Raw genomic sequence first — 22,587 nt, 5'->3', positions numbered from 1 at the left:
ACTTCTTGGAAAGACTTCGTAAAAACACACTTCGAAAGCCTATACCATGTTTTGAGCGTTACTTCTTTGGATATTATGAGGCACCCTTCAAAAGGCTTTTCATCCAATCCATTAATTGTGCTGTATTGGCATAGAGCAAATGGTGCTCCATTTCTGCAAGATTTCCTAAATCCCGAAAGTGAAAAGAATGATCTAAGTCCCTTTTGGAAGGTTTAGACACCAACGTAATATAACCGTTACTTCGTTCAATAAAGGATAACTCCTCGAACACATCCATCATCTTGGAGAGCATTCTTACAGAGGTGGATGACTGACGACTAATTTGGGATAATACATCCCGCTCTAATACTGGATCAGTTCCAATACGAGACAACAATATATACAACTTTTTAAACAGTTCTCGATCAGGAACTTGAAGTTTCTCTCGAACATCCGTCGCGTGTAGCAAGAAAATATTGCTTAATGACTTAAATGTGGTCATTATCTCATCTAACTGTCGTGTCGATTGGGGTGCATCCAGAACAAACAAGGTCGTTATGTCTTCTTTACCCTCTTGTTCAGCTATGGAGTTCGCAGAAACCATTCCACCGTTCTTATCATATACCCAAAAGGATAGTTCGTTCAATTCATTTCTTACATCTTGTCGCATTTTTTCATCAAATAGAACACCAACTTGAGCAGAATGGCCACGAAGACGAGGACTCATGATCCGTAAAAAGTGATTCATCTCTACCTGTGGATCTTTGACCCCACGTAAATCAAACACTTGAGGTTCTGAAATAGCTAAGTCATGGAGCATAAATTGCAGTTTTCGAGATCCATTCCACTCATTAATTGATAATTCCCCTATAACGTCCATTGATGTCCCCGTAGTCAATACATCTGCTAGATCACCTTGACCGAATGCAACAGCTTCCATCATTCCATTTGCTTGCTTCATCGTAAGTCGAAGATGTTTCTGATCACGACCCATTTTACGAGTTTCTTGTAGCTCAATATCCCTAATGATGAAGCGCGGAATAGGATTAGCCATTCCAAAAGGTTGCAGTAACTCTATTTCTTCAATGACAGAGATAGGTAAATCTGATACCTTCCATTCGCCATCAGCCACTACGATAGGAATGAGATCATCGGGCTTTAGAATGTTTTTGGCAAAATGATTCAGAGCACTTTCAAAATCACCTAACTGTTCGACAGACAAGCTCATTCCAGCTGCTGCCGAATGTCCCCCATAATGGTCCATCAAATGTTTGCAAGATGTTAAAGCAGCATACATATCAAGTCCAGGGATGGAACGAGCGGAACCTTTACACACTCCATTATCACCATCTATACCTAATATAATGACAGGGCGATAATAACGTTCTAAGATTTTGGATGCTACTATGCCGACTACACCCACGTTCCAGTCCTTTCCTGCTAACACAATAACAGAGGGAAGGCCTACCGATTGTATCTTCTCTTCGAGTTGTGCAAGAGCCTCTTGAAGAATATCCTCAACTACCTTTTGTCTCTGCTTATTCAAGTTATCTAATTCATGGGCAAGACCTAGCGCTTCGGACGGATCTTCTGTCGTTAGTAAAGAAACAGCTCTACCTGCATGATCTAATCGTCCACTTGCATTAATTCTAGGAGCCATACCAAAGGCAATATTGGTGGATGTCACTGTTTCCTTAACAATTCCACATACCTCAAGCAATGCTTGAATCCCTTGAAAAGAAGACTTACGCATCGATTCCAAACCTGTTCGAACAAGAATACGATTCTCACCTGTCAGAGGCATTAAATCAGCTACAGTACCAATAGCAACAAGTTCTGTCCATTCTAATGGTGGGTTGCCAATTAAAGCCTGACATAGCTTATATGCAACGCCTACACCCGCTAAACCCTTATAAGGATAAGTACAGTTAGATAGTTTAGGATTAATCAGAGCATACGCGTTAGGTAGAATCTCAGGAGGCTCGTGATGATCCGTAACAATAACATCAATCCCAAGGGAATTAGCATAGGCTACCTGGTCCACAGCACTTATGCCCGTATCAACCGTAATGATTAGAGAGACACCCTGTTGATGTGCCCAATCTATCGCATGATTATGAAGACCATACCCTTCGTTGGAACGATGAGGGATATAAATATCGTATGATGCACCCATGTGACGCATCAGATGAATCATCAGTGACGTACTGGATACTCCGTCAGCATCGTAATCCCCATATATCAATATATGTTCGTCATTATCCACAGCATGATGAATTCTGGGTACTGCTTCTGCCATACCATGTAATAGGTAAGGATCATGAATATCATTCATGTTTCCTTTTATAAACATTTCGGCTTCTTCAACAGTACAAATTCCTCTTGTGATAAGAAGGGAAGCGAGCAACGGAGAAATAGACAATACGTCAGCAAACGCTTGGCTTTCTTTAGCATCGAATGTCTGTGGCTGCCACTTATATTTCGAATGGAGCACGTATATTCACCTTTCTTTCCTACCTTCTTCATGTATCATTTCTTGTATTTACTGTAGTAACGTTGGTACATCTCGACTAGTTAGATCATGATTAGATTTATAAGGATATCCAGGATCATAAGGAACAACTTGAATGTTCACGTCACTCACATGGAGAAACCGATTCATTAGAAGCTTTTTGGCACAGTCAGCTATATCTTGTGCTTCCAATACCGTAATAGTTGGATTAACACTCACTTTCACATAAATAACAATGTAATGTCCCTGCTCATGTGACTTCAGATCGTCTACAGTTATGATTCCATGGACACGCTGAACGGTATCGATAAAATTCGCGGAATTCTCTTCCTCTATTTCCTGATGAGCAATCCTACCATATACAGAATTTACTATAAGAAGATAACCTTTTCTCAGCACTAGAACAGATACAATTAAAGCTGCAATAGAGTCCATATATAGTAAACCTGGCCACCCATACATATTACCTGCGACCGAAAGGAATACACCAAGCAATACGATAAAAGACGAATATATTCCTAGCCGATGATTTGAAGTATAGGTTACCTGTTTTCCTTCATTTCTCTTTTTGGATGTACGGTATTGAAATTGGAAAATGGCTTCTCTAACCGCAAGAGAAACAAAGACGGCAATCACTGAGAATTGTCCCGGTGATTTCAAATCATCCTTCGAAAGATTGTGAATCGCACCCGAAGCAATTTTTAGTCCTCCCATGAGAACTAATACTGAAAAGATAATCGCTAGCACAGGTTCTATTCTAACTGATTGGCGATTACCTCCAACTGTAGCCTTTCGCTTCCAAGGAAGTTTATTTGCTAGTGATGTAGAAGCTTCCGTAGCAGAATACAATGCATCTCCCAATAAAGCTTTACTATCGGAGAAATAACCAACAATCCCCTTAAAGATAGCAAGTCCAAATTCACAAACAATTCCTGTCCAAGTTACGGTTTCCGTTGATGCTGAACGTTGTATAGTCACATGGGCCCCCCTCTAGCAACTTCAATTCCGATAACTAGTATCCATGTATACCTTGCCGATCTTCTCGTACTTAAATCTAACGAAACGATGCACATTAATACCTAGTCATTATGAAAGCCGCGTCGTTATAGACCGCGGCTTTCATAATATGATTTCAACAACATTTTTTAGGCTTAAGATGCTTTGCCGAGTTTCTTATTCTTTTGTTTACTTTTAAGCAATAGCCAGAAAGGACTAGCAATAAAGATGGAAGAGTAAGCACCAAATATCAATCCTACAACCATAGCCAAGGAGAACATTTTAATCGATTCTCCTCCAAATAGGTATAGGAAGAGCGCTGCAATAAAGACCGTAAGAGCAGTATAGAGTGAACGCATAAGCATTTGATTCACACTCTTGTTCACTAATGCATTAAGATCTTTTTCGGTTTTGAGCTTAGCGAAGCGCAAGTTCTCACGGATTCGGTCGAAGATAACAATGGTATCATTAATTGAATAACCGATAATCGTTAACACGGCGGTAATAAAGATCAAATCCACTTCCAAACGGAAGATGGAGAACACGGTAACAACCAAAAATGCATCATGGATCAGCGCCAATATAGCTGCCAGCGCAAACCGCCATTCAAAGCGGATACTTACATAAATAATGATCCCAATACAAGATAGAAGCACAGCGTAAATGGCATTTCTTCCAAGTTCCTTCGCCATCTCTGTGTCTACCGTATTGATCTCAAAAGATGCAGTACCATCCAGCTTTAGAATCTCAGCTTTAAGTTGGTTATCATGCTCTTCATTCAACTCTTCGATGAATCGGATATTCATTCGTTTATCCCCAGGAGTAATACTCGTTCCGTCTTCTATTCCAAGTTTCTCGAGAATAGGTAGTACTTGACTCTGTGTTAGAGATTTCGAAAGGGATATATCTACATTGGAACCTGCACGAAAGTCAACTCCGAAGTTCAGCCCGAATACAGAAAGACAAATAATCCCTACGATCGTTAGAATGATGGAAGCTGTATAGAAATACTTACTAATATGAACGAAATCAATCTCTTTCTTAAAGCTCACGAATTTCACTCTCCTTTACACCAAATTGCTTCGGCTTTTTAAGTAGGCCTGACTTAACCAATAGGCTAAGCAACCAGTGGGAGAAGTAAAGGTTCGTTGCAATACTCAATACAATTTCAACAATGAGTACTAATGCAAAGCCTTTTACAGCACCTGTTCCGTAAGCAAACATAACACCTGCAACAATGATTGTTGTAATATTAGAATCTATTACCGTACGGAAAGAGGATTTATTCCCTGCTTTAACAGAAGATAGAACACTTTTTCCATTCCGCATTTCTTCTCTAATCCGTTCATTAGTTATAATATTAGCATCTACTGCCATACCAATCCCCAATATAAACGCTGCTATACCCGGCAAAGTTAATGTGAAGTCAGCTAGAACGAATACTAAGATTAGCAACCATGTATGCAAGATCAGAGCAAAGCTTGCTAGTAACCCAGGCAAACGATACATTCCAATCATGAAAATAAGAATTAATACGGATGCTATAAGTCCCGCTACAATCGTTTGATCTAGTGATTGTTTACCGAGTGTCGCCCCAACACTTTGAGAGTATTTCTCTGTAAGGCTAAGTGGCAACGATCCTAAGTTAATCGTATCACGAATATTCTTAGCTTCATCAATCGTGTAATTACCACTGATTGAAGCTTTCCCATCCGTTAATTCAGCTCTTACAGTTGGAGCTGATAGCAAATTTTCATCCAAGAAAATAGCTAGTTCTTTGTTAATAAGGCGTTTTGTAACTTCCGCAAATTTAGCCTTATCTTTCACCGTAATACTAATTTCCGGATTATTTAGATTATCAAAGCCAACTTCTGCGCCATTCTCTTTAAAATCGCTTCCTAAGAGCTCGATTTTAGTAAAATCTGTCGGTTCAATGCCTCCAGTGGGCGAACTACGAAACGTTAGATTCGCAGGTTCTTTCATTTTCTTTCTAACCTCAGCCTCGTCTGTTACTCCTGCGATCTTCAGACGAATTCGATTAGCTCCTTCAGTTGTCACTTCGGGTTCACTAGTTCCCATTAAGTTAGCACGTTTTTCTAAACTTTTTGCTGTACTGTTCAAAGATTCTTTGGTAACAGCTTGTCCCTCGACTAGTGGCTTAGCCTCATAGAGAATTTCAAATCCTCCCTTAAGGTCAAGGCCCAATCGGACCTTATCCAGTAATCCTGGGGTAGACACAGCCATAACGGCAGTCAACACGATTACTGTAACGAAAAAACTGATAATTCTTTTCATTCCGTTCTTAGTTCCCCTTTCGTTCTCAATATTCCTATTATAGCCATGCGTTAAAATGCAGTCAATTTATCAAAATTATAAATTTGTGTCATTTTGTGAAAAAGAACCACATTCTACCTTAACTCTATATGACAAAAAGGACCCTTTCTTAATCGAAAGAAGATCCTCGATAGGCAGCCATCGTCATAAAATTCATAAAATTCGTTACTTTCAAAGATAGAATATCATTCACTAACTTATAGAGAGGAGGAATCCCTTCCTTCTCGTATTTCGAACTTACACAGTCCCATACATCTTTACCGGTCACGTGCTCATATCCGATAAGTCTAAATTCTGCCGCTTTACTCATGCACATCATGTGAATATCATCATCGAGCTGGACACTACTTAAATCTTTTACTCCCACGTGTATCCCTCCTCTCTCATGATGTCTATATCTCTTAACAAGTAATTCGACCTTGGAGGTCTATTTCCTTTTTATATTTATTCTATTACAAAGCTTTAGCATGAGAATGGACAGGTTGAGCATATCCATATAATAGTGGTCATGCTGGATAACCGGCTAAGCTTGATTCTTGGAAGAGGGAGTGAAAAGTTGAATAAACGTAGACATATAAAACAAACATTTATACAAGGTACCTTGATATTATTGGCAGCAGGAATCATCAATAGGATTCTCGGGTTCATTCCCCGAATAATCTTACCACGAATTATAGGAGCTGAGGGGGTTGGAATTTACCAACTTGCATATCCTTTTTTTATCGTTCTAATAACGATCATTACGGGAGGCATCCCTCTTGCTATCTCCAAACTGGTATCTGAAGCTGATGCAGCAGATAATCCAAGAAACTCACGTGCCGTTTTACGAGTTAGTCTTGGGTTAACGATTGGACTCGGTATTGTCTTTATGCTGCTATCGATCTTATTTGCCCCTTGGATTACAAATAATATTCTAACAGACCCCCGAGTCTATCATACATTCGTTAGTATGAGTCCTATGCTAGTGATTGTAGCTATATCCTCAGTCTATCGGGGTTACTTCCAAGGAAAACAAAATATGATTCCATCTGCCCTATCCTCCATTGTTGAGACCGTGGTCAGAATTGTTTGTGTCCTTTGGTTCTCATTTCTCCTTTTACCCAAAGGAATTGAGTTCGGTGCAGCTGGTGCAATGCTTGGTGTGATGGCCGGTGAATTTATTGGTTTACTTATATTGTTATGGCAATACCATGCGGAGAATAGAAAGGAGGATATGACCGAACCCGAGAATATTGCCGAACCTGTTAACCCCCATGAACCTGCTAACATACCCACAAGAGGAGTACTTCATCGCTTATTAAAAATTACTATTCCTGTCACTGCAGGTAAGCTTGTAGGATCATTCTCCTATCTGTTTGAATCTATCATAACAGCACAAAGTCTAGCCATAGCCGGTTTTGCTACTTCTATTGCAACAGCACAATATGGAGCATTACAAGGAATGATCATTCCATTGCTACTCCTTCCCAGCGCACTAACCGCTTCATTAGCTGTCTCCCTTGTTCCTTCTTTATCAGAGGCAGCCGCTCGCAAGGATATGATCACGATACACAAAAGGCTCAACCAGACCATACGGCTTGCACTGGTCACCGGAGCACCCTTCTCTGTCCTTATGTTTATCCTCGCTGCTCCGCTATGCTTGCTTTTATATAACGACCAGAATATTTCAAGCATGTTGCACCTGATGGCGCCTTTCGCCTTATTTATTTACGTACAGGCCCCGCTACAGGTTGCCTTGCAGGCGCTAGATCATCCGGGTAAAGCACTTCGTAATACATTAATAGGTTCTGCCATCAAGCTGTTCCTAATCTGGTACTTAGCTTCCCAACCTGAATTCGGAATTCTAGGAGCCGTGATAGCTATTATTGCAAATAGTATCATCGTAACCATGTTACATGGATTCAGTGTAGCTAGAATGTTGTCTTTTAAATATAAGCTCTTCGACTTCTTCAAAATGGGTGTAGCTATGATCATCATGGCTGGTGGCACACAATATGCGTATAATCACCTTCCATTCCATGATCACCCTTGGTTTCAGTTCATCGTTGCAGGTATAGTAGGAATCCTAATTTATATCATTATTATATTTAGTATTAAACTCGTATCTATTCGTGATTTAGAAAAAACACCACTCATTGGTAAATGGTTTCGCACGGTTACTTAACCGGCTTACCCGCTATTTTTTCCTTAAAATCGATGTAAATTTGATTTTGATGATCAATACTGCACATAAAAACATCTTCAAAATTTTCTGCACCTTTAGCCTGAATTTGGTTTTTCAACCAAAAGCGTGACTTTTTGATCAATGCCAAATTATCATCTTGGACTTTACCATCCATAATTAGGGGTACAGGTATTCCTTGATGTGTGATCTTTCCGGCTGGAATCAGAACTTTCTTTCTTCTCTTCGATTTCTTGGCATTGGCATTGGAAAAATTCATACCCGAATTCGATTCTTTAGGAAGTACTGTAAGTTGACCCGTTGTCTCTAAAATAGCAAACTCCACGTCAGCAATATTATCAATATCCTTTTGACGGATCTGTAGCATAAGATCATCCAGATTGTAACGTTGTTTCTTCATCTCATCTCGATGGAGTCTACCGTTAGATATCAATACGGAAGGTTTACCATCAAACAATAACCGAAGTTTTCTACTTTTCAGACTTATTTTTGCAATGATGACCTGCAGAACCACAAGTACAGCCATAGGAATGATTCCATCCATAATGGGACGTTTCATATCTTCCACTACAAATACAGCAATTTCAGCAATCATGATAGAGATAACTAGATCGAACAGAGAAAGCTTTCCTATTTCGCGCTTACCCATAATACGAATCGTGAAATAGATAACAACATACATCAATAATGTCCTTAAAATGTATGTTGAAATATCTCCCGTCAATTAAATCCACCCCTTAATCTTGTCAAGATTAGACTATTATTTATTTCTATTGTCACCTGTTTATAGCAAGCTCATGCAATCATCTGCGTTTTAATTAATGGAAAGTCACTTTCACCATCAACTCTGTGCTTTCTTGTACTACTGGGGCAAGCCCCATCATACAATGACAGTAACTAATCAACTATAAAGGGGGGTCTCTCAGATGCAATTTATTCGTCAATTCATCTCATTTCGAATTACCAGCCCATTACTTGCTGGACTTTGGTATGCGTTCTTTTGGATGATGATGGGTTCATTCGTTCTATCGTTATTCTTATGGTTAAGTGAAATGCAGGAACACGATCTTGGCACGTATACTTATATTATTCATATATTCTCCGCGATCGTTGGAGGGATGGTATCGGGTAAACGTGCTGGTAAAAAAGGATGGTATCACGGGGGATTAACGGGTGCCTTTTACACATTAATCATTCTACTCATCAGTTTTCTAGCCTTAGATAACTCACTTCATTTTGGAAATATTCTTTGGATTGGCCTTGCCTTTGTTATTGGTGCTATTGGAGGAATGTTCGGGGTAAATTTAAAGCAAAATAAGTAATTCCCATAAATAGTCTCTTCCTTATAAATATGGTACACTAGATGAAGTCATGTTATAAAGAGGAGGCCGTTTTTGTGTTATATCAATCCATGGGAACCATTGCTTTAGCCTCAACAGTAACGATTATACTGCTTATATGGATAGGATCAATGCGTAATCCTTTTCTAGTCATCAAAGAGCTCGCTGCAACCATTCTATCTTCACGTAAATTTATAGTATTAATCTTGTCGGTTGCAGCGATCTTGTTCATTAATAAAAATGAACTACGCTTTGAACACAACATGAAATATTATGCTGATTTCACCCCCTGGATCTTCGGTATAGAGGGACATATCGTAAGAAATATACAAGACTTTTTCTACAATCCAATCATCACCCAAATATGCGTCTTCTTCTATGTTATTGTTTTTCAATCCTTACTAATTTCCTCCATTGGGGTTTACCTTTTAGATCGTAACAAGTTATTTGTATATGCCATTTGCTTCGCTATCATTATTAATTACTCTGTCGCAATTCCCTTTTACCTGTTTTTTCCCGTAAATGAGGTATGGTCCTATCCACCCGCAGGAGTCCGTTTTCATATGCTAGATGTATTTCCTACATTCGAGGAATCCTATAGACCTCTATCCGGTCTGAACAATTGCTTCCCAAGCCTTCATACTTCCATCTCTATGACGATATTACTATTGGGTGCACGTTCAGGTAATCGTCGTTGGAGAATCATCACAGGGATAAGTGGAATCATTATTATATTCAGCATTTTCTATCTTGGTATACATTGGGTTAGTGACATGTTTGCGGGTTCACTCCTCGGCATTATTTCATCCAGTTTAGGTATTTATTGGGCAAAATCAATTCTTAGAAAAGAGGAAAAACCCCTTTATAAGAAAGCTCCTCATAAAATTCGTGTGCCTCACAATAGTAAATAATGAATCAACCATTACACCGTATCATGCAAAAGAGGTTATCCATTTCGTCTAACGACGATATGGACAACCTCTTCTTTGATTTCACAATATAGTTCTAGATTAAGAATGTACTTTATTTACTTTCAACGTCTGTGCGAACACCTTGGCTAATCGCGCTACGGTCAAAAGTAAGTTTTGTAACATCATTCACAAGAAGTACGATAATATCATCAGTAATTTCTACGATTGTACCGTGAAGACCACCAATGGTTACTACCTTATCTCCCTTTTTAAGAGCACTTAACATGGATGCACGTGTTTTTTGTTTCTTTTGTTGCGGACGAATTAACAAAAAGTAAAAGATCGCAAACATAAGAACAAAAGGCCATAATAATTGAATCATTTCAGACATGTAACTTCCCCCTCAAATAGATTGCTTCATTCTAGAAACCTTTAAGATTCTCGTAAAGCCCATACTGTTCAAAAAACTCATCGCGAAAATCTAGCAGTCTGTCGTCCATAATACTCTGACGAACCTTGCGCATTAACTCTAGCAAGAAATGCAGATTATGGTATGTAGTCAGTCTCAGTCCAAAGGTCTCGTCTGCCTTAATCAAATGCCGCAGGTAAGCTCTCGAGTAATTCCTACATGTATAACAATCACATGCTGGATCTAGTGGACCGTAATCACGAGCATACTTAGCGTTGCGGATCACAACTCGTCCTTCGCTTGTCATTGTTGTCCCATTACGAGCAATCCGTGTTGGGAGAACGCAGTCAAACATATCTACTCCACGAATAGATCCTTCAATTAGCGCATCCGGAGACCCCACACCCATTAAATAACGGGGTTTATTACTAGGAAGTAATGGAACTGTATAATCCAGCACATCATACATGATCTGCTTAGACTCTCCTACGCTGAGTCCACCAATAGCATACCCCGGGAAATCCATGGAAGTCAAATCACGTGCACTTTGCTTCCGAAGATCTTCATGCATCCCACCTTGCACAATAGCAAATAGGCCTTGATCTTTCGTGCGGGCATGACTTTCAAGACAACGTTCAGCCCAACGAGTCGTGCGTTCAAGTGATTTCTTCACATAATCATATTCTGCAGGATAAGGAGGACATTCATCAAACGCCATCATTATATCTGATCCAAGTGCATTCTGAATTTCCATGGCTACCTCTGGTGAAAGGAACAATTTATCACCATTTAGATGAGAGCGGAAATGAACGCCTTCTTCTGTGATTTTACGCATTTCACTAAGACTAAATACTTGAAAACCACCGCTATCCGTTAGGATTGGGCGATCCCAATTCATAAATTTGTGTAGACCACCCGCTTCACGGATAATATCGTGTCCAGGACGTAGGAACAAATGATACGTATTACTTAGAATAATCTGAGCATCCATTTGCTTAAGTTCTTCCGGACTCATCGTCTTCACGGTTGCTAGTGTTCCAACAGGCATAAATGTAGGTGTCTCAATAATTCCATGAGGCGTATGAACACGCCCTAATCGAGCTCCTGATTGCTTACATGTTTTAATGTGTTCATAAGTAATTGCTGCTGCCATAGTGTATTTGAATTCCTTCCTTATATAACGTTCTTCTAGACTCAAGTAAAACTCACTTTCACTTTTTACCTATTTTAATAAATAAACATTGCATCGCCGAAGCTGAAGAACCGATACTTTTCCTTCACGGCTTCTTTATACGCATCAAGAATATGTTCTCTCCCTGCCAATGCACTAACCAACATGACCAAGGTGGATTTCGGTAAATGGAAATTCGTGATCAATGCATCCACAACCGTAAACTCATAACCCGGAAACATGAAAATACTGGTCCAGCCACTACTTTCCTTGAGTGGTCCACCTGAACATTGCTTCCCTACTGTCTCTAACGTTCGACATGAAGTTGTTCCGACAGCAATAATTCTACCTCCATCACGACGAGTATCGTTGAGTAGATCTGCCGTTTCTTGAGACAAAGAATAGTACTCCTCATGCATCACGTGGTCTTCTACTCGTTCCACTGACATGGGTCTGAAGGTTCCTAATCCCACATGCAGTGTAATAAACGCTACTGACACACCCTTTGCACGGATATCATCAAGTAATTCCTCTGTGAAATGAAGGCCTGCTGTAGGTGCAGCTGCTGAACCTTCATGACGCGCATACACCGTTTGGTAACGTTCACGATCATCAAGCTTATCCTTAATATATGGAGGAAGTGGCATTTGTCCAATCCGATCTAGGATTTCTTGAAATACTCCATGATAAGTAAACTTGAGTACTCTGCCTCCCATATCACCTTCAGACTCAATCACCGCTTTAAGTTCTTCACTAAAAACGATCGTATTTCCTTGTTTCAGTTTTTTTCCTGGCTTAACTAATGCTTCCCAGCGATCCTCACCTAAATTCTTAAGTAATAGAACCTCGGCCTTAGCACCCGTATCTTCCTTTACACCAAATAGTCTTGCAGGGATAACGCGAGTGTCATTCAATACCAGCGTATCGCCTGGCTTAAGATATTCCGTTATATCTTTAAAGGTATGATGTTCTGTCTTACCATCTTCTTTATTCAGCGTAAGCAATCGTGATGAACTTCGATCAAAAAGTGGCGTCTGTGCAATCAATTCTTCTGGTAGATCAAAATTATATAATTCTACATCCATGTGTCGTCATTCCTTAGTAATAGTGACATTTTGATAATAGTGTTTCAAAATATCCTGATAATCATTCCCTGCATCCGCCATGCCTTTTGCTCCCCACTGAGAAAGCCCTAGACCATGACCATTTCCTTGTCCAATAAATATAAACTTCTGACCTGCTTCCAATACTTCTGCCTTTGATTCACTATTCATGATGACAGTTCCCGCATTGTTAAGACTACTAGTCCCTGAAGCTGAAATAACGGAAGTACTAGAAGAAGCAAATGCCTTTACCGTTACACCGTCTGAACCTAATACAGTATAACTTCCTGTTGATACAATATCAAACAATGTACTTGGTAGTCCGTTAAGGGCAGATCTGAACATATCTGGATATTTCACGTCCATGACTTGTCCATTGACTTGGAGTTCAATAACGCGACCGGATGGTCCACGTTTCGTTATTTCTAGTGCATCTATGCTTGAAGGTAACTGTAAGGTTGTTATCCCCTTCATCGTCTTAAGTAATTCAGCAGAGGTATAAGGACCTCTAACCCACGAATACGTGTTTGATTCTGCAACTTTTGCTAGAATTACAGCTGTATCTCCCGGATTAAGTTTACTAACTGCTGTAACATTGGATTGAACTAAAGGGATGACCCGAACATCCGTATCCTTTGATGTTACCGTTAACTGAGCCAGCCCCGAAGCTGTTGTACTTGGCAATTCTTTTACATTATCCTCTCGAACATAACCTGTAACACCATTAGTTAACAAGACATGATACCACATCTTGAGACTCTTTTGTGCGGTTATATCCCCTTCACTTGTGACACTTTCAAAAGTTTTATTATTACTATTCCACACTTCACTAGAATCAGCCGTTACACCCCCACTATTAGATGAGAATATGGTCTCAACCACTTTACCATCTTGTGTTAGGATTTCTCCCTGAGTGTCATCAACAGCTTGGGTTATACTCGTCGCTTCCGAACCTATCCCATTATATACTTGGCTTAATGTCGTATCGACTACGTCTGCTATCTTATATTTGTTGCTCTGAAAGATAGCATAACTTCGAGCAGCTACAGCCTGTGATTTCAATGCCTCACTTGGCCATGAAGAGGGTACTTCTCCCCCAACAACGGAATAAAGGTACTGTTCTAACGGCACTTCGTTCACCAATGCTAGCTGCCCATTATATAGACTAACTTCCCAATGACCTCGATAGCTACGTGCCGATCTCTCCGTAACTTTCATTCCATGTGTATTGTCTGGAATCCACAACTTAGCAGACTCACCGCTTATTTGATAATGATCAACCGTTTGTATTGAAGTAAGATTAATACCTACGTCTTGACGTAATATAAGTGCAGGAATAGAAGAGTCAACCTCTGATACCGTTACTGACGGTACAAGTTGACTCATTTTATTTTGAATGTTTGACATTTCAAGATCACTTACGGCTTCTCCAACCCACACGGCATATTGAACTTCACCGGAAGGCATTCCCTGAATAACGGTCATAGCATCCAATCCAGCAGATTGAATGGCCTTTTGTTGTGTTGCTGCTTGATCCTGAGAATTGTAGACTCCAGCAGACCAATGTTTACTTCCCTTTAGTGAAGGTACCTGACCGTTCAATTGAGAAGCTACCGTCTTAGTTAAGCGAACTACAGCCTCATGTCCCGCTTGTTCTGTTGCATACGTTCCCGAATACAGCTGATATACCGTACTGTCACCTAGTGAAGTACTGAATATCAACGGCTTATCGCTCGTTGAAGACAACTTCTTCGCTGCTGCCGCAGCTGTTATCCAATCCTTTGTCTCCAATACTTTGACACGGAAAGTATCCATGCTAAATCGCACTTGTTGATTACCTTCTAAAGTAACCAGCGATTGATACCCATCTGTCCCCTTAAAACCTGCATTCCATGAGGAAGTAGATTGCAAGGTTACAGTAGGAGTTGTTGATTTGTAAGTAGTACCTAAATCTAGAAACAATGCAACTCTTATGTTATCCGGTGTGAGCCCGTCCGCACTTACCCCTTGTGGGGAGGTTAGACAAGCTGAACTAAGAACAATAACTAACATTCCTTTACCTAACCACTTCAATGCCTTACTTTTCAAATTGAGAATCATCAAATTCTCCTCTCTAAGATAGGTTATTTACTTCTGTTGAGGTGGTTGTGGCAATCCCAAGTGTTGATAGGCTGTAGGCGACACTATTCTTCCACGTGGTGTTCGTTGCAAGAAGCCAATCTGCATTAAATAGGGTTCGTACACATCCTCGATCGTCTGACTTTCTTCTCCTATCGTTGCAGCAATCGTATCAAGTCCTACCGGACCTCCACGGAAGCTAGTAATCATCGTATGAAGTATTTTGTAATCAATCTGATCTAGCCCTCTCGGGTCAACTTGTAACATGTGCAGTGCTTGATCCGCAATATCACGTGTGATGATGCCATCTCCACGTACCTGTGCATAGTCACGTACTCGCTTCAGTAAGCGGTTAGCAATACGAGGAGTCCCCCTAGCTCTTAGAGCTATCTCTTCAGCTGCGTCGCCCACAATCTCAATACCGAATATGTCCGCTCCTCTGGATACGATAAAGCTAAGTTCGTCCACACTATAGAATTCCAGCCGACTGACTACACCGAATCGATCCCGTAGAGGTGCTGATAACAGGCCTGCACGTGTTGTAGCTCCGATTAATGTAAAAGGAGGCAAATCCAATCGGACGGATCGGGCACTTGGCCCCTTCCCGATCATAATATCGAGCGCGAAATCCTCCATCGCTGGATACATAACTTCCTCAACGGTTCGGTGTAGACGGTGAATTTCATCAATAAATAGCACATCACCTTCTTGAAGATTGGTCAGTAATGCAGCCAAGTCTCCAGGACGTTCAATAGCAGGTCCAGACGTAGTACGTAGATTGACACCTAATTCATTAGCGATGATATTGGCCAATGTCGTTTTACCAAGTCCTGGCGGACCATATAGAAGCACATGATCAAGGGCTTCATTACGCATTTTGGCCGCTTCAATATAAATCTTTAGATTTTCCTTCACTTGATTCTGACCAATATATTCTGCCAAATATCGTGGGCGAAGACTGAGCTCCACCGCCTGATCTTCCATCATCAAGTTTGCTGATATAATACGGTCTTCCATTACTTATCGCTCCTCTTCCTTAGCCCGCATAGAGCAGTTTGAGCGCCCGCTTCATTAAGACGTCTATCGTGTCTTCATAGGAGACATCATTTTTAATTTTTAACCATACACTGTCTAGCTCTGTTTCCGTATAACCTAGCGCCTTCAATCCTTCTCTAGCCTCAGACCACGAAGATCCATCTCCCGCTTGTGGTTCAGGAACAGTGAATAATCCTCCAGATATAACCGTTGCACCAAGGCCTAGACCATCTAACTTGTCCTTCAAGTCTAGGATCATTCTCTGCGCAGTCTTCTTTCCGATGCCAGGAAGTTTGGTTAAGAACGCAATATTCTCCTGATAGATTGCTGAAACAACAAGATCCGGATTTCCACCACTTAATATACCAAGCGCCACCTTGGGGCCTATACCAGATACCTCAATTAACTTACGGAACAACTTCTGCTCCTCACGTGTTGGGAAACCAAATAATAACATCGCATCTTCACGTACATGGTGATGGATATAAATTGTAACTTCACCTTCAAGTTTGGCAAAAGCATATGGATTAGGGCAAAATACACGGTAACCAACACCCCGAACATCTAACACAACATAATCATTCTCCAAATGGACGACAGGGCCAGTTAAGAAATCTATCATTTTCGCAATACCTCATTTAACTTCGAATTTAATGTATACGAATGTGCATGGCATATAGCTACAGCTAAAGCATCCGCAACGTCATCGGGTTTAGGAACTTCTTTTAAGCGCAAATAAATACGCACCATCTCCTGAACCTGCTTCTTTTCCGCCTTACCATATCCGACAACAGCCTGCTTCACCTGTAATGGTGTATACTCACCGATGGGTAATCCTCTTTGTACTGCTGCTAGAATCATGACCCCACGTGCCTGACTGACGGTCATTGCTGTCGTTACATTTCGATTAAAAAATAGCTTTTCGAATGCAACGGTATCTGGTTTATATTTATCTATCAACTGTATCATACCTTCGTACACATGTAACAAACGGTCTTCTTCTGGCGTATGAGCTTCTGTCTGAATACATCCGTATTGAACCGGCGTGATTTTACTTCCCTCCTTGTCTACAAAACCAAATCCGACAATGGCAATACCCGGGTCAATTCCTAAAATCCGCAAAGTCAATCTCTCCCTCATCATAAAGCGAACATATGTATTCGTTCTTCTTATTATATGAAAAACTATCAGTTAAGTCTATGACTGCTAGAAATACCACCGTGACATACCATAGATTCTTAATAAACCTCTAGAGCGAGTATTTTTTCCCTTAAGATCGGAAATGATATAATAATTCGCTGATAAAAGCATCCATCGCCAACGTCCTAATAGCTTCATTTCTATACACAATTCCCACCACTTTTTGGGGAGTAGGTTCAATAATTGGAATGATTTTAATGCGATGATCTGGTATATGATTCACATTTATATAAGATTTGGGTAAAATCGTTGCCCCTATATTAAGTTGGACCATCTGTAACATAGACTCCATTGTTGACAGTTCGAGAATAGGACTAAACGTAATTCCTACCTCTCTACCATATGCATCTATCATCTGCCTTACCAGGAACTTCTCTGGAAATAATACTAGGGATAGGTTCTGCAAACGCATGAATGATACACTACACTCCTGCGCTAATGAGTGCTCAGTAGAAACAACTAAACTAAGCTCTTCCGTATATAAGGGCTGACTTATTAGATGAATATCTTCCAATGGAAGAAATACAACACCGATATCTAGCTCGTTATTTAACAAACCCTGCTTTGTTTCTTCCGTCGCTAACTCTATCACAGATAAGGATATACCCGGATATTTCTCATGGAAAGAAACGATGGACGTAGTGAGTAAATGGTTACCTGAACATCCAATTCTCAACTTGCCTCGTTGCAATCCTTTGATCTCTTTTATTTTTATTTGTGCCTGTTCTAGCTCATAGAAGACTCGTATCGCATGATTCCGTAGAATACTTCCTGCCTCTGTCATATGATTCCTTTTCCCGATTCTTCTGAATAACGGTGTACCTACCCTTTCTTCAAGTAGACGAATCTGTTGACTCAACGTAGGCTGACTAATACCTAAACGTACTGCTGCTCTTGTGAAATGTAACTCGTCACAAACAGCAAGAAAATACTCCAAAAGTCTAAATTCCACAGAATCGCCTCCCACTTATAGATGCTAACTATTATCTTAATAGATATAATTGGATTGACCAATTGTTTTTTTTATCATTATAATTAAGAAAGAATATTTCAATGAGACTCAGGAGGAGTTAGAATATGGACATTCAAATTCAACAAAGAACCACCCACAAAGTAAAACCGGATGAAAGCCATCTGGAGTTCGGTCAGCATTTCACAGATCACATGTTTATACTAGACTACAACTTAGAGCAAGGTTGGCATGAACCTCGTATCGTTCCTTATGCCCCTATTGAATTAGACCCTGCCGCTATGGTATTTCATTACGGTCAAGCTGTTTTTGAGGGTATGAAAGCATTCTTAACAAAGAATAAGCAAATTCTCTTGTTTAGACCTGAGAAAAATATGGAACGTTTCAACCAATCCAATAGACGTCTTGAAATTCCTGAGGTCGATGGTGAATTCCTGATCCATGCCATTCAAACCTTAATTAATGTAGATAAAGATTGGATTCCAACTGGAAAAGGGACCTCATTATATATTCGCCCCTTTATTATCGCGACTGAACCTTGTCTAGGCGTACGTGCATCCCACACCTATAAACTCATGGTCATTCTGTCACCTGTTGGCGCTTACTATAGTGAAGGACTAGAGCCTGTTAAAATCAACGTAGAGAGCTCCTACACACGTGCAGTTCGTGGAGGTCTGGGGATGGCTAAAGCTGCTGGTAATTACGCGGCTAGCATCAAAGCACAGACGGAAGCCAAAGAAGCAGGTTATTCGCAAGTTCTGTGGCTAGATGCCATTGAGAAGAAGTATATTGAAGAAGTAGGAAGCATGAATATTTTCTTCAAAATTGACGGGAAAGTCATTACACCTAAATTGAACGGTAGTATTCTAGCGGGTGTAACGCGTGATTCAATTATGGAATTGCTACGCAACTGGGGTGTGCCTATGGAGGAACGTCAGCTCTCCATGGAAGAAGTGTACGAAGCATCCAAGAACAATACTTTAGAAGAGGTATTTGGAACTGGAACAGCTGCCGTTATATCTCCTGTTGGTGAATTGTATTGGAATAATAATCAAATGGTTATTAATCAAGGGCATATCGGAGAACTATCTCAGAAGCTTTATGATACAATTACAGGCATCCAAACAGGATTGATTGAAGATACACTTCAATGGACGGTTCAAGTCTAATCTTAATTTATTAGCAACAATTGGAATATCAAAACAACTCCCTCTAACATACTGAGGGAGTTGTTTTTTATATCTCTTCTATTCTTAATCTGTCCTCTTCATCACATTCTCGCTATGCTCGCGTGCATAGTCACTAAAAGTTGAAATGACACTGTTATACTCATCAATATCCTGTATTCGGATACCATCATATAGTTCTTTTAGAACCCCATTAGGAAGTGTTGATTCCATGGAATTAATATCAAGCTGAAAGAATGTTTTTAACACTTTTTCTTTATGAGGAGGGCCTTCATATAATGTAAGATTACCGTTTGCATCCATACTCATATAAGCTTTCTGTTTACACACAGGTGATAAGTCTGAGATCGTCTCTATAAGCCACACATCCCCGTTACGATCGAGGTGACCTATCCATGCTGGATTATGTTGAAGTAGATGACTAATGCGTTCAGAGCGCATTTGTCCAAGAACCTGTTCTTCTTGACCACAAACATAATTTTTTCGAAAAGTAACCTTATGCATTTCATCTGATTCTTCTAATCTTTGTAAAAAATAACGGTCTTCTTCGGACTCATCCTCGAGCGAATTATTCTGTAAATATTTTAAAGTTTGGACAGCAATCTGAGGTTTCGAGTTCAGTAAAGATTGAACTTTATCGGAGAGATGAAATCCCCACCAGACCATCCCAACAACAATAATACACAATGCCGTTGTTCCAGTCCGTCGCTTCCACTTTTTCCAATTCCTTTTCAACTGTTTTTTTAGTTTTGAAGCATTCACGCTAATCCCCTTCTATCTGCTTACTTTTCTTTATTGTGACCGAAGAGGACTTCGTTTATACAGCCAACAGACCTTCGAAGTCTTTATCCCGTCCTGATTTCTCTAGAAAACGAGATATTTTTAAAGATATGCAATGCGAAAAACAATAAATAGAGGTTTTTGAAGAAAGATACCTTATAAACGGTCATACATATTTACTCTAGTTATTGTCGTTAACCGACCACATTTGGATTCTCTTTAGCTTAAAAGGGCTCTTTTGTTTTTCACAAGAAGAAGCAATCAATAGTATCATTTGGGTGAACACACGTTGAATTTCCGCTTGGCAGGAAATGGGGAAACCACTAGGTTTGAAAGGACCTACCTGGGGTGTGAATCCAAAGGGACTGTTCACAGTCTCATAGGGTAAGGGTAGGGCGACTCTCACCGTCCGAATCCGACAGCTAACCTCGTAAACGCACAGAGAGAGATCCTTGATCCGCAACGTCTTTGCGTTAGGTTTATTTAAGCCTGTAATCGCAAACCGCAGCAGAGGTCCTCCTCTGTCTGCGGCTTTTTGTGTTGTGCAAAACTATTTTAAGGGATGAGCCACAGTGGAAGCACTGTATACAGTACGTATTATTATTTTGGAACACATCAGAAATTGCTTGAACCTCTTAGTCTACAGTCATTATGCTTTGGTGCACTCTGGTATGAAGAAAATGGATCCAGATATATTATGGGTTATGCATTTGGCGATAATAAAGTTGACGTGCCCCACTAATTCAGTAATCTCTCTTCATATAAGGACTGTACAGACTCAAGCACCATACGAGAGGTAGACACGAGTATTCGTGAAAAACAACAGCAACAAGACTGGTAGACACGGCTCAGATTTCCGATCGCCACCGTATTTAAAGATCCCTGGAAGAATACTCCTACAGGTGGGTATGTCTTAAGATCTCGGGAGACCTACCCTTTCCATCTATCTGTATTGCACAAAATGAAATATCAACTATGGTTGGAACATTCCGCTGTATGTGAAAACAAGCCCGAGCTGCTCTCCTTTATCGAGAGGACAAAACTTACCCATCATGTCGAACTTAGACTCTTAGAAAGCTGATGCATAGGTAAGTTGCAGTCATTACCTTACATAGCAAAAAGACCACCGAAGTAATTCGATGGTCTTTCATTTGATCGGGACGACACGATTTGAACATGCGACCCCCTGGACCCAAACCAGGTGCTCTACCAAGCTGAGCTACGTCCCGTTATATGCCGGTGAAGGGACTCGAACCCCCACGGTTTCCCTCACGATTTTGAGTCGTGCGCGTCTGCCAGTTCCGCCACACCGGCGTGTTATGTATTTCTTAATAAAAATGGTGCGCCCTAAGAGATTCGAACTCCTGGCCTTTTGATTCGTAGTCAAACGCTCTATCCAGCTGAGCTAAGGGCGCAAATATTTGTGATAAAAATGGAGCGGACGACGGGAATCGAACCCGCGACCCTCGCCTTGGCAAGGCGATGCTCTACCGCTGAGCCACGTCCGCAAAACATATGGTGCGCGTGGAGGGACTTGAACCCCCACGTCGTGAAACGCTAGATCCTAAGTCTAGTGCGTCTGCCAATTCCGCCACACGCGCACGCTTGTAAAAAAAATGGTGAGCCATGAAGGATTCGAACCTTCGACACCCTGATTAAAAGTCAGGTGCTCTACCAACTGAGCTAATGGCTCACAACTGTAAAGATAAATGGCGGAACCGACGGGATTCGAACCCGCGATCTCCTGCGTGACAGGCAGGCATGTTAGGCCAACTACACCACGGTTCCACATAAATATATTCCTCTAAGGAATAAAATTGGTTGCGGGGGCAGGATTTGAACCTGCGGCCTTCGGGTTATGAGCCCGACGAGCTACCGGGCTGCTCCACCCCGCGTCATTGTAACAAGCATATTGAGTTAAATGGTGGAGGCTGAGGGGATCGAACCCCCGACCCTCTGCTTGTAAGGCAGATGCTCTCCCAGCTGAGCTAAGCCTCCATAAAGGATAGAATACAATATAATTGGTGACCCGTAGGGGAATCGAACCCCTGTTACCTCCGTGAAAGGGAGGTGTCTTAACCGCTTGACCAACGGGCCTTATATGGCTCCCCGAACAGGACTCGAACCTGTGACAACTCGATTAACAGTCGAGTGCTCTACCAACTGAGCTATCAGGGAATATAAACGACTATAAAACATGATTACCATAAGTATGTAAACATATCTTGCAGAGTATCTGCTTGGCGGCGTCCTACTCTCCCAGGACCCTGCGGTCCAAGTACCATCGGCGCTGGAGGACTTAACGGTCGTGTTCGGGATGGGTACGTGTGGAACCCCTCCGCTATCGCCACCAAACGGGA

At 40.9% G+C, this 22,587-nt stretch carries 19 protein-coding genes, 11 tRNA genes, 1 rRNA gene and 1 riboswitch; of the genes, 4 read left to right on the top strand and 27 right to left on the bottom strand.

Annotated features, from left to right (window positions below; all coding sequences use genetic code 11):
- Positions 1 to 73 precede the first annotated feature (73 nt).
- The 5 genes from recJ to AC1D7X_RS19680 form a co-directional block, all read right to left on the bottom strand.
- On the bottom strand, positions 74 to 2,473 hold the full coding sequence (gene recJ / locus AC1D7X_RS19700; protein ID WP_495457693.1) for a single-stranded-DNA-specific exonuclease RecJ: 2,400 nt from the start codon (positions 2,471 to 2,473) through the stop codon (positions 74 to 76).
- A gap of 48 nt (positions 2,474 to 2,521) precedes the next feature.
- Positions 2,522 to 3,469, bottom strand: a complete 948-nt coding sequence (locus tag AC1D7X_RS19695) for a cation diffusion facilitator family transporter (protein WP_495457692.1) — start codon at positions 3,467 to 3,469, stop codon at positions 2,522 to 2,524.
- Positions 3,470 to 3,642: 173 nt separating this feature from the next.
- Complete coding sequence (gene secF, locus AC1D7X_RS19690) at positions 3,643 to 4,539, bottom strand: protein translocase subunit SecF (protein WP_495457691.1); 897 nt, start codon at positions 4,537 to 4,539, stop codon at positions 3,643 to 3,645.
- Positions 4,529 to 5,782: a protein translocase subunit SecD gene (gene secD, locus AC1D7X_RS19685; RefSeq protein ID WP_495457690.1), complete on the bottom strand. Its 1,254-nt coding sequence runs from the start codon at positions 5,780 to 5,782 to the stop codon at positions 4,529 to 4,531. The genes secF and secD overlap by 11 nt, the downstream gene beginning before the upstream one ends.
- A 148-nt stretch (positions 5,783 to 5,930) precedes the next feature.
- Positions 5,931 to 6,188 carry a post-transcriptional regulator gene (locus tag AC1D7X_RS19680; protein ID WP_495457689.1) on the bottom strand — a complete coding sequence of 86 codons (258 nt, stop codon included), beginning with the start codon at positions 6,186 to 6,188 and terminating at the stop codon, positions 5,931 to 5,933.
- 141 nt (positions 6,189 to 6,329) lie between these two features.
- On the opposite strand from AC1D7X_RS19680, the gene spoVB reads away from it, so the two are divergent.
- Positions 6,330 to 7,985 carry a stage V sporulation protein B gene (gene spoVB / locus AC1D7X_RS19675; protein ID WP_495457688.1) on the top strand — a complete coding sequence of 552 codons (1,656 nt, stop codon included), beginning with the start codon at positions 6,330 to 6,332 and terminating at the stop codon, positions 7,983 to 7,985.
- Here the strand turns inward: spoVB and AC1D7X_RS19670 are convergent.
- Complete coding sequence (locus AC1D7X_RS19670) at positions 7,978 to 8,727, bottom strand: DUF421 domain-containing protein (RefSeq protein ID WP_495457687.1); 750 nt, start codon at positions 8,725 to 8,727, stop codon at positions 7,978 to 7,980. The genes spoVB and AC1D7X_RS19670 overlap by 8 nt on opposite strands.
- Before the next feature lie 202 nt (positions 8,728 to 8,929).
- Between AC1D7X_RS19670 and AC1D7X_RS19665 the strand changes: the two genes are divergently transcribed.
- Entirely contained in the window at positions 8,930 to 9,325 is a 396-nt protein-coding gene (locus tag AC1D7X_RS19665; protein ID WP_495457686.1) for a TIGR04086 family membrane protein, read from the top strand.
- A 74-nt stretch (positions 9,326 to 9,399) separates the two neighbouring features.
- Positions 9,400 to 10,254, top strand: coding sequence for a phosphatase PAP2 family protein (locus tag AC1D7X_RS19660; RefSeq protein ID WP_495457685.1), 855 nt, complete (start codon positions 9,400 to 9,402; stop codon positions 10,252 to 10,254).
- Positions 10,255 to 10,366: 112 nt separating this feature from the next.
- On the opposite strand, the gene yajC is transcribed toward AC1D7X_RS19660, so the two are convergent.
- From yajC to AC1D7X_RS19620, 8 genes are all read right to left on the bottom strand, one after another.
- On the bottom strand, positions 10,367 to 10,645 hold the full coding sequence (gene yajC / locus AC1D7X_RS19655) for a preprotein translocase subunit YajC (RefSeq protein ID WP_495457684.1): 279 nt from the start codon (positions 10,643 to 10,645) through the stop codon (positions 10,367 to 10,369).
- Positions 10,646 to 10,676: 31 nt separating this feature from the next.
- Positions 10,677 to 11,816 carry a tRNA guanosine(34) transglycosylase Tgt gene (gene tgt / locus AC1D7X_RS19650; RefSeq protein ID WP_495457683.1) on the bottom strand — a complete coding sequence of 380 codons (1,140 nt, stop codon included), beginning with the start codon at positions 11,814 to 11,816 and terminating at the stop codon, positions 10,677 to 10,679.
- Between the two features lie 74 nt (positions 11,817 to 11,890).
- Complete coding sequence (gene queA / locus AC1D7X_RS19645) at positions 11,891 to 12,919, bottom strand: tRNA preQ1(34) S-adenosylmethionine ribosyltransferase-isomerase QueA (RefSeq protein WP_495457682.1); 1,029 nt, start codon at positions 12,917 to 12,919, stop codon at positions 11,891 to 11,893.
- 6 nt (positions 12,920 to 12,925) lie between these two features.
- Entirely contained in the window at positions 12,926 to 15,037 is a 2,112-nt protein-coding gene (locus tag AC1D7X_RS19640) for a SpoIID/LytB domain-containing protein (protein ID WP_495475977.1), read from the bottom strand.
- Positions 15,038 to 15,064: 27 nt separating this feature from the next.
- Positions 15,065 to 16,072 (bottom strand): Holliday junction branch migration DNA helicase RuvB, encoded by a 1,008-nt coding sequence (ruvB, locus tag AC1D7X_RS19635; protein ID WP_495457680.1) that lies wholly within the window; start codon positions 16,070 to 16,072, stop codon positions 15,065 to 15,067.
- A 19-nt stretch (positions 16,073 to 16,091) separates the two neighbouring features.
- Positions 16,092 to 16,712 carry a Holliday junction branch migration protein RuvA gene (ruvA, locus tag AC1D7X_RS19630; protein ID WP_495457679.1) on the bottom strand — a complete coding sequence of 207 codons (621 nt, stop codon included), beginning with the start codon at positions 16,710 to 16,712 and terminating at the stop codon, positions 16,092 to 16,094.
- Positions 16,709 to 17,212 carry a crossover junction endodeoxyribonuclease RuvC gene (gene ruvC, locus AC1D7X_RS19625; RefSeq protein WP_495457678.1) on the bottom strand — a complete coding sequence of 168 codons (504 nt, stop codon included), beginning with the start codon at positions 17,210 to 17,212 and terminating at the stop codon, positions 16,709 to 16,711. The genes ruvA and ruvC overlap by 4 nt, the downstream gene beginning before the upstream one ends.
- A 148-nt stretch (positions 17,213 to 17,360) precedes the next feature.
- Positions 17,361 to 18,242 (bottom strand): LysR family transcriptional regulator, encoded by an 882-nt coding sequence (locus AC1D7X_RS19620; RefSeq protein ID WP_495475976.1) that lies wholly within the window; start codon positions 18,240 to 18,242, stop codon positions 17,361 to 17,363.
- Positions 18,243 to 18,367: 125 nt separating this feature from the next.
- Here AC1D7X_RS19620 and AC1D7X_RS19615 point away from each other — a divergent pair, with 125 nt between their 5' ends.
- Complete coding sequence (locus AC1D7X_RS19615) at positions 18,368 to 19,429, top strand: branched-chain amino acid aminotransferase (protein ID WP_495457676.1); 1,062 nt, start codon at positions 18,368 to 18,370, stop codon at positions 19,427 to 19,429.
- A gap of 84 nt (positions 19,430 to 19,513) precedes the next feature.
- Here AC1D7X_RS19615 and AC1D7X_RS19610 read toward each other — a convergent pair whose 3' ends face one another.
- From AC1D7X_RS19610 to rrf, 13 genes are all read right to left on the bottom strand, one after another.
- Positions 19,514 to 20,209: a BofC C-terminal domain-containing protein gene (locus tag AC1D7X_RS19610; RefSeq protein ID WP_495457675.1), complete on the bottom strand. Its 696-nt coding sequence runs from the start codon at positions 20,207 to 20,209 to the stop codon at positions 19,514 to 19,516.
- Positions 20,210 to 20,504: 295 nt separating this feature from the next.
- A riboswitch (cyclic di-AMP (ydaO/yuaA leader) is annotated at positions 20,505 to 20,678 on the top strand.
- Between the two features lie 704 nt (positions 20,679 to 21,382).
- Positions 21,383 to 21,456, bottom strand: a tRNA-Pro gene (locus AC1D7X_RS19605).
- A 5-nt stretch (positions 21,457 to 21,461) separates the two neighbouring features.
- Positions 21,462 to 21,541, bottom strand: a tRNA-Leu gene (locus AC1D7X_RS19600).
- A 24-nt stretch (positions 21,542 to 21,565) separates the two neighbouring features.
- A tRNA-Arg gene (locus AC1D7X_RS19595) sits at positions 21,566 to 21,642 on the bottom strand.
- A gap of 18 nt (positions 21,643 to 21,660) precedes the next feature.
- Positions 21,661 to 21,735: transfer RNA gene (locus AC1D7X_RS19590), tRNA-Gly, on the bottom strand.
- Between the two features lie 8 nt (positions 21,736 to 21,743).
- Positions 21,744 to 21,828 (bottom strand) — tRNA-Leu (locus AC1D7X_RS19585).
- Between the two features lie 16 nt (positions 21,829 to 21,844).
- A tRNA-Lys gene (locus AC1D7X_RS19580) sits at positions 21,845 to 21,920 on the bottom strand.
- Positions 21,921 to 21,937: 17 nt separating this feature from the next.
- A tRNA-Asp gene (locus tag AC1D7X_RS19575) sits at positions 21,938 to 22,015 on the bottom strand.
- A gap of 30 nt (positions 22,016 to 22,045) precedes the next feature.
- Positions 22,046 to 22,122 (bottom strand) — tRNA-Met (locus AC1D7X_RS19570).
- Positions 22,123 to 22,149: 27 nt separating this feature from the next.
- Positions 22,150 to 22,225: transfer RNA gene (locus AC1D7X_RS19565), tRNA-Val, on the bottom strand.
- Positions 22,226 to 22,249: 24 nt separating this feature from the next.
- Positions 22,250 to 22,324 (bottom strand) — tRNA-Glu (locus AC1D7X_RS19560).
- 5 nt (positions 22,325 to 22,329) lie between these two features.
- Positions 22,330 to 22,405: transfer RNA gene (locus AC1D7X_RS19555), tRNA-Asn, on the bottom strand.
- 60 nt (positions 22,406 to 22,465) lie between these two features.
- Positions 22,466 to 22,582, bottom strand: a 5S ribosomal RNA gene (rrf, locus tag AC1D7X_RS19550).
- Positions 22,583 to 22,587: the final 5 nt, after the last annotated feature.

It is taken from the genome of Paenibacillus sp. Y568 (assembly GCF_059445545.1).
Note: the sequence above shows the minus strand (reverse complement) of the source record. Positions and strands in the feature narration are given on the sequence as shown.

Excerpts from the sequence above, each read along its gene's own strand:
- secD (WP_495457690.1), bottom strand. The coding sequence starts at position 5,782 with ATGAAAAGAATTATCAGTTTTTTCGTTACAGTAATCGTGTTGACTGCC.
- ruvA (WP_495457679.1), bottom strand. The coding sequence starts at position 16,712 with ATGATAGATTTCTTAACTGGCCCTGTCGTCCATTTGGAGAATGATTAT.
- AC1D7X_RS19640 (WP_495475977.1), bottom strand. The coding sequence starts at position 15,037 with ATGATTCTCAATTTGAAAAGTAAGGCATTGAAGTGGTTAGGTAAAGGA.
- spoVB (WP_495457688.1), top strand. The coding sequence starts at position 6,330 with ATGCTGGATAACCGGCTAAGCTTGATTCTTGGAAGAGGGAGTGAAAAG.
- AC1D7X_RS19665 (WP_495457686.1), top strand. The coding sequence starts at position 8,930 with ATGCAATTTATTCGTCAATTCATCTCATTTCGAATTACCAGCCCATTA.
- tgt (WP_495457683.1), bottom strand. The coding sequence starts at position 11,816 with ATGGCAGCAGCAATTACTTATGAACACATTAAAACATGTAAGCAATCA.
- queA (WP_495457682.1), bottom strand. The coding sequence starts at position 12,919 with ATGGATGTAGAATTATATAATTTTGATCTACCAGAAGAATTGATTGCA.
- ruvB (WP_495457680.1), bottom strand. The coding sequence starts at position 16,072 with ATGGAAGACCGTATTATATCAGCAAACTTGATGATGGAAGATCAGGCG.
- yajC (WP_495457684.1), bottom strand. The coding sequence starts at position 10,645 with ATGTCTGAAATGATTCAATTATTATGGCCTTTTGTTCTTATGTTTGCG.
- AC1D7X_RS19615 (WP_495457676.1), top strand. The coding sequence starts at position 18,368 with ATGGACATTCAAATTCAACAAAGAACCACCCACAAAGTAAAACCGGAT.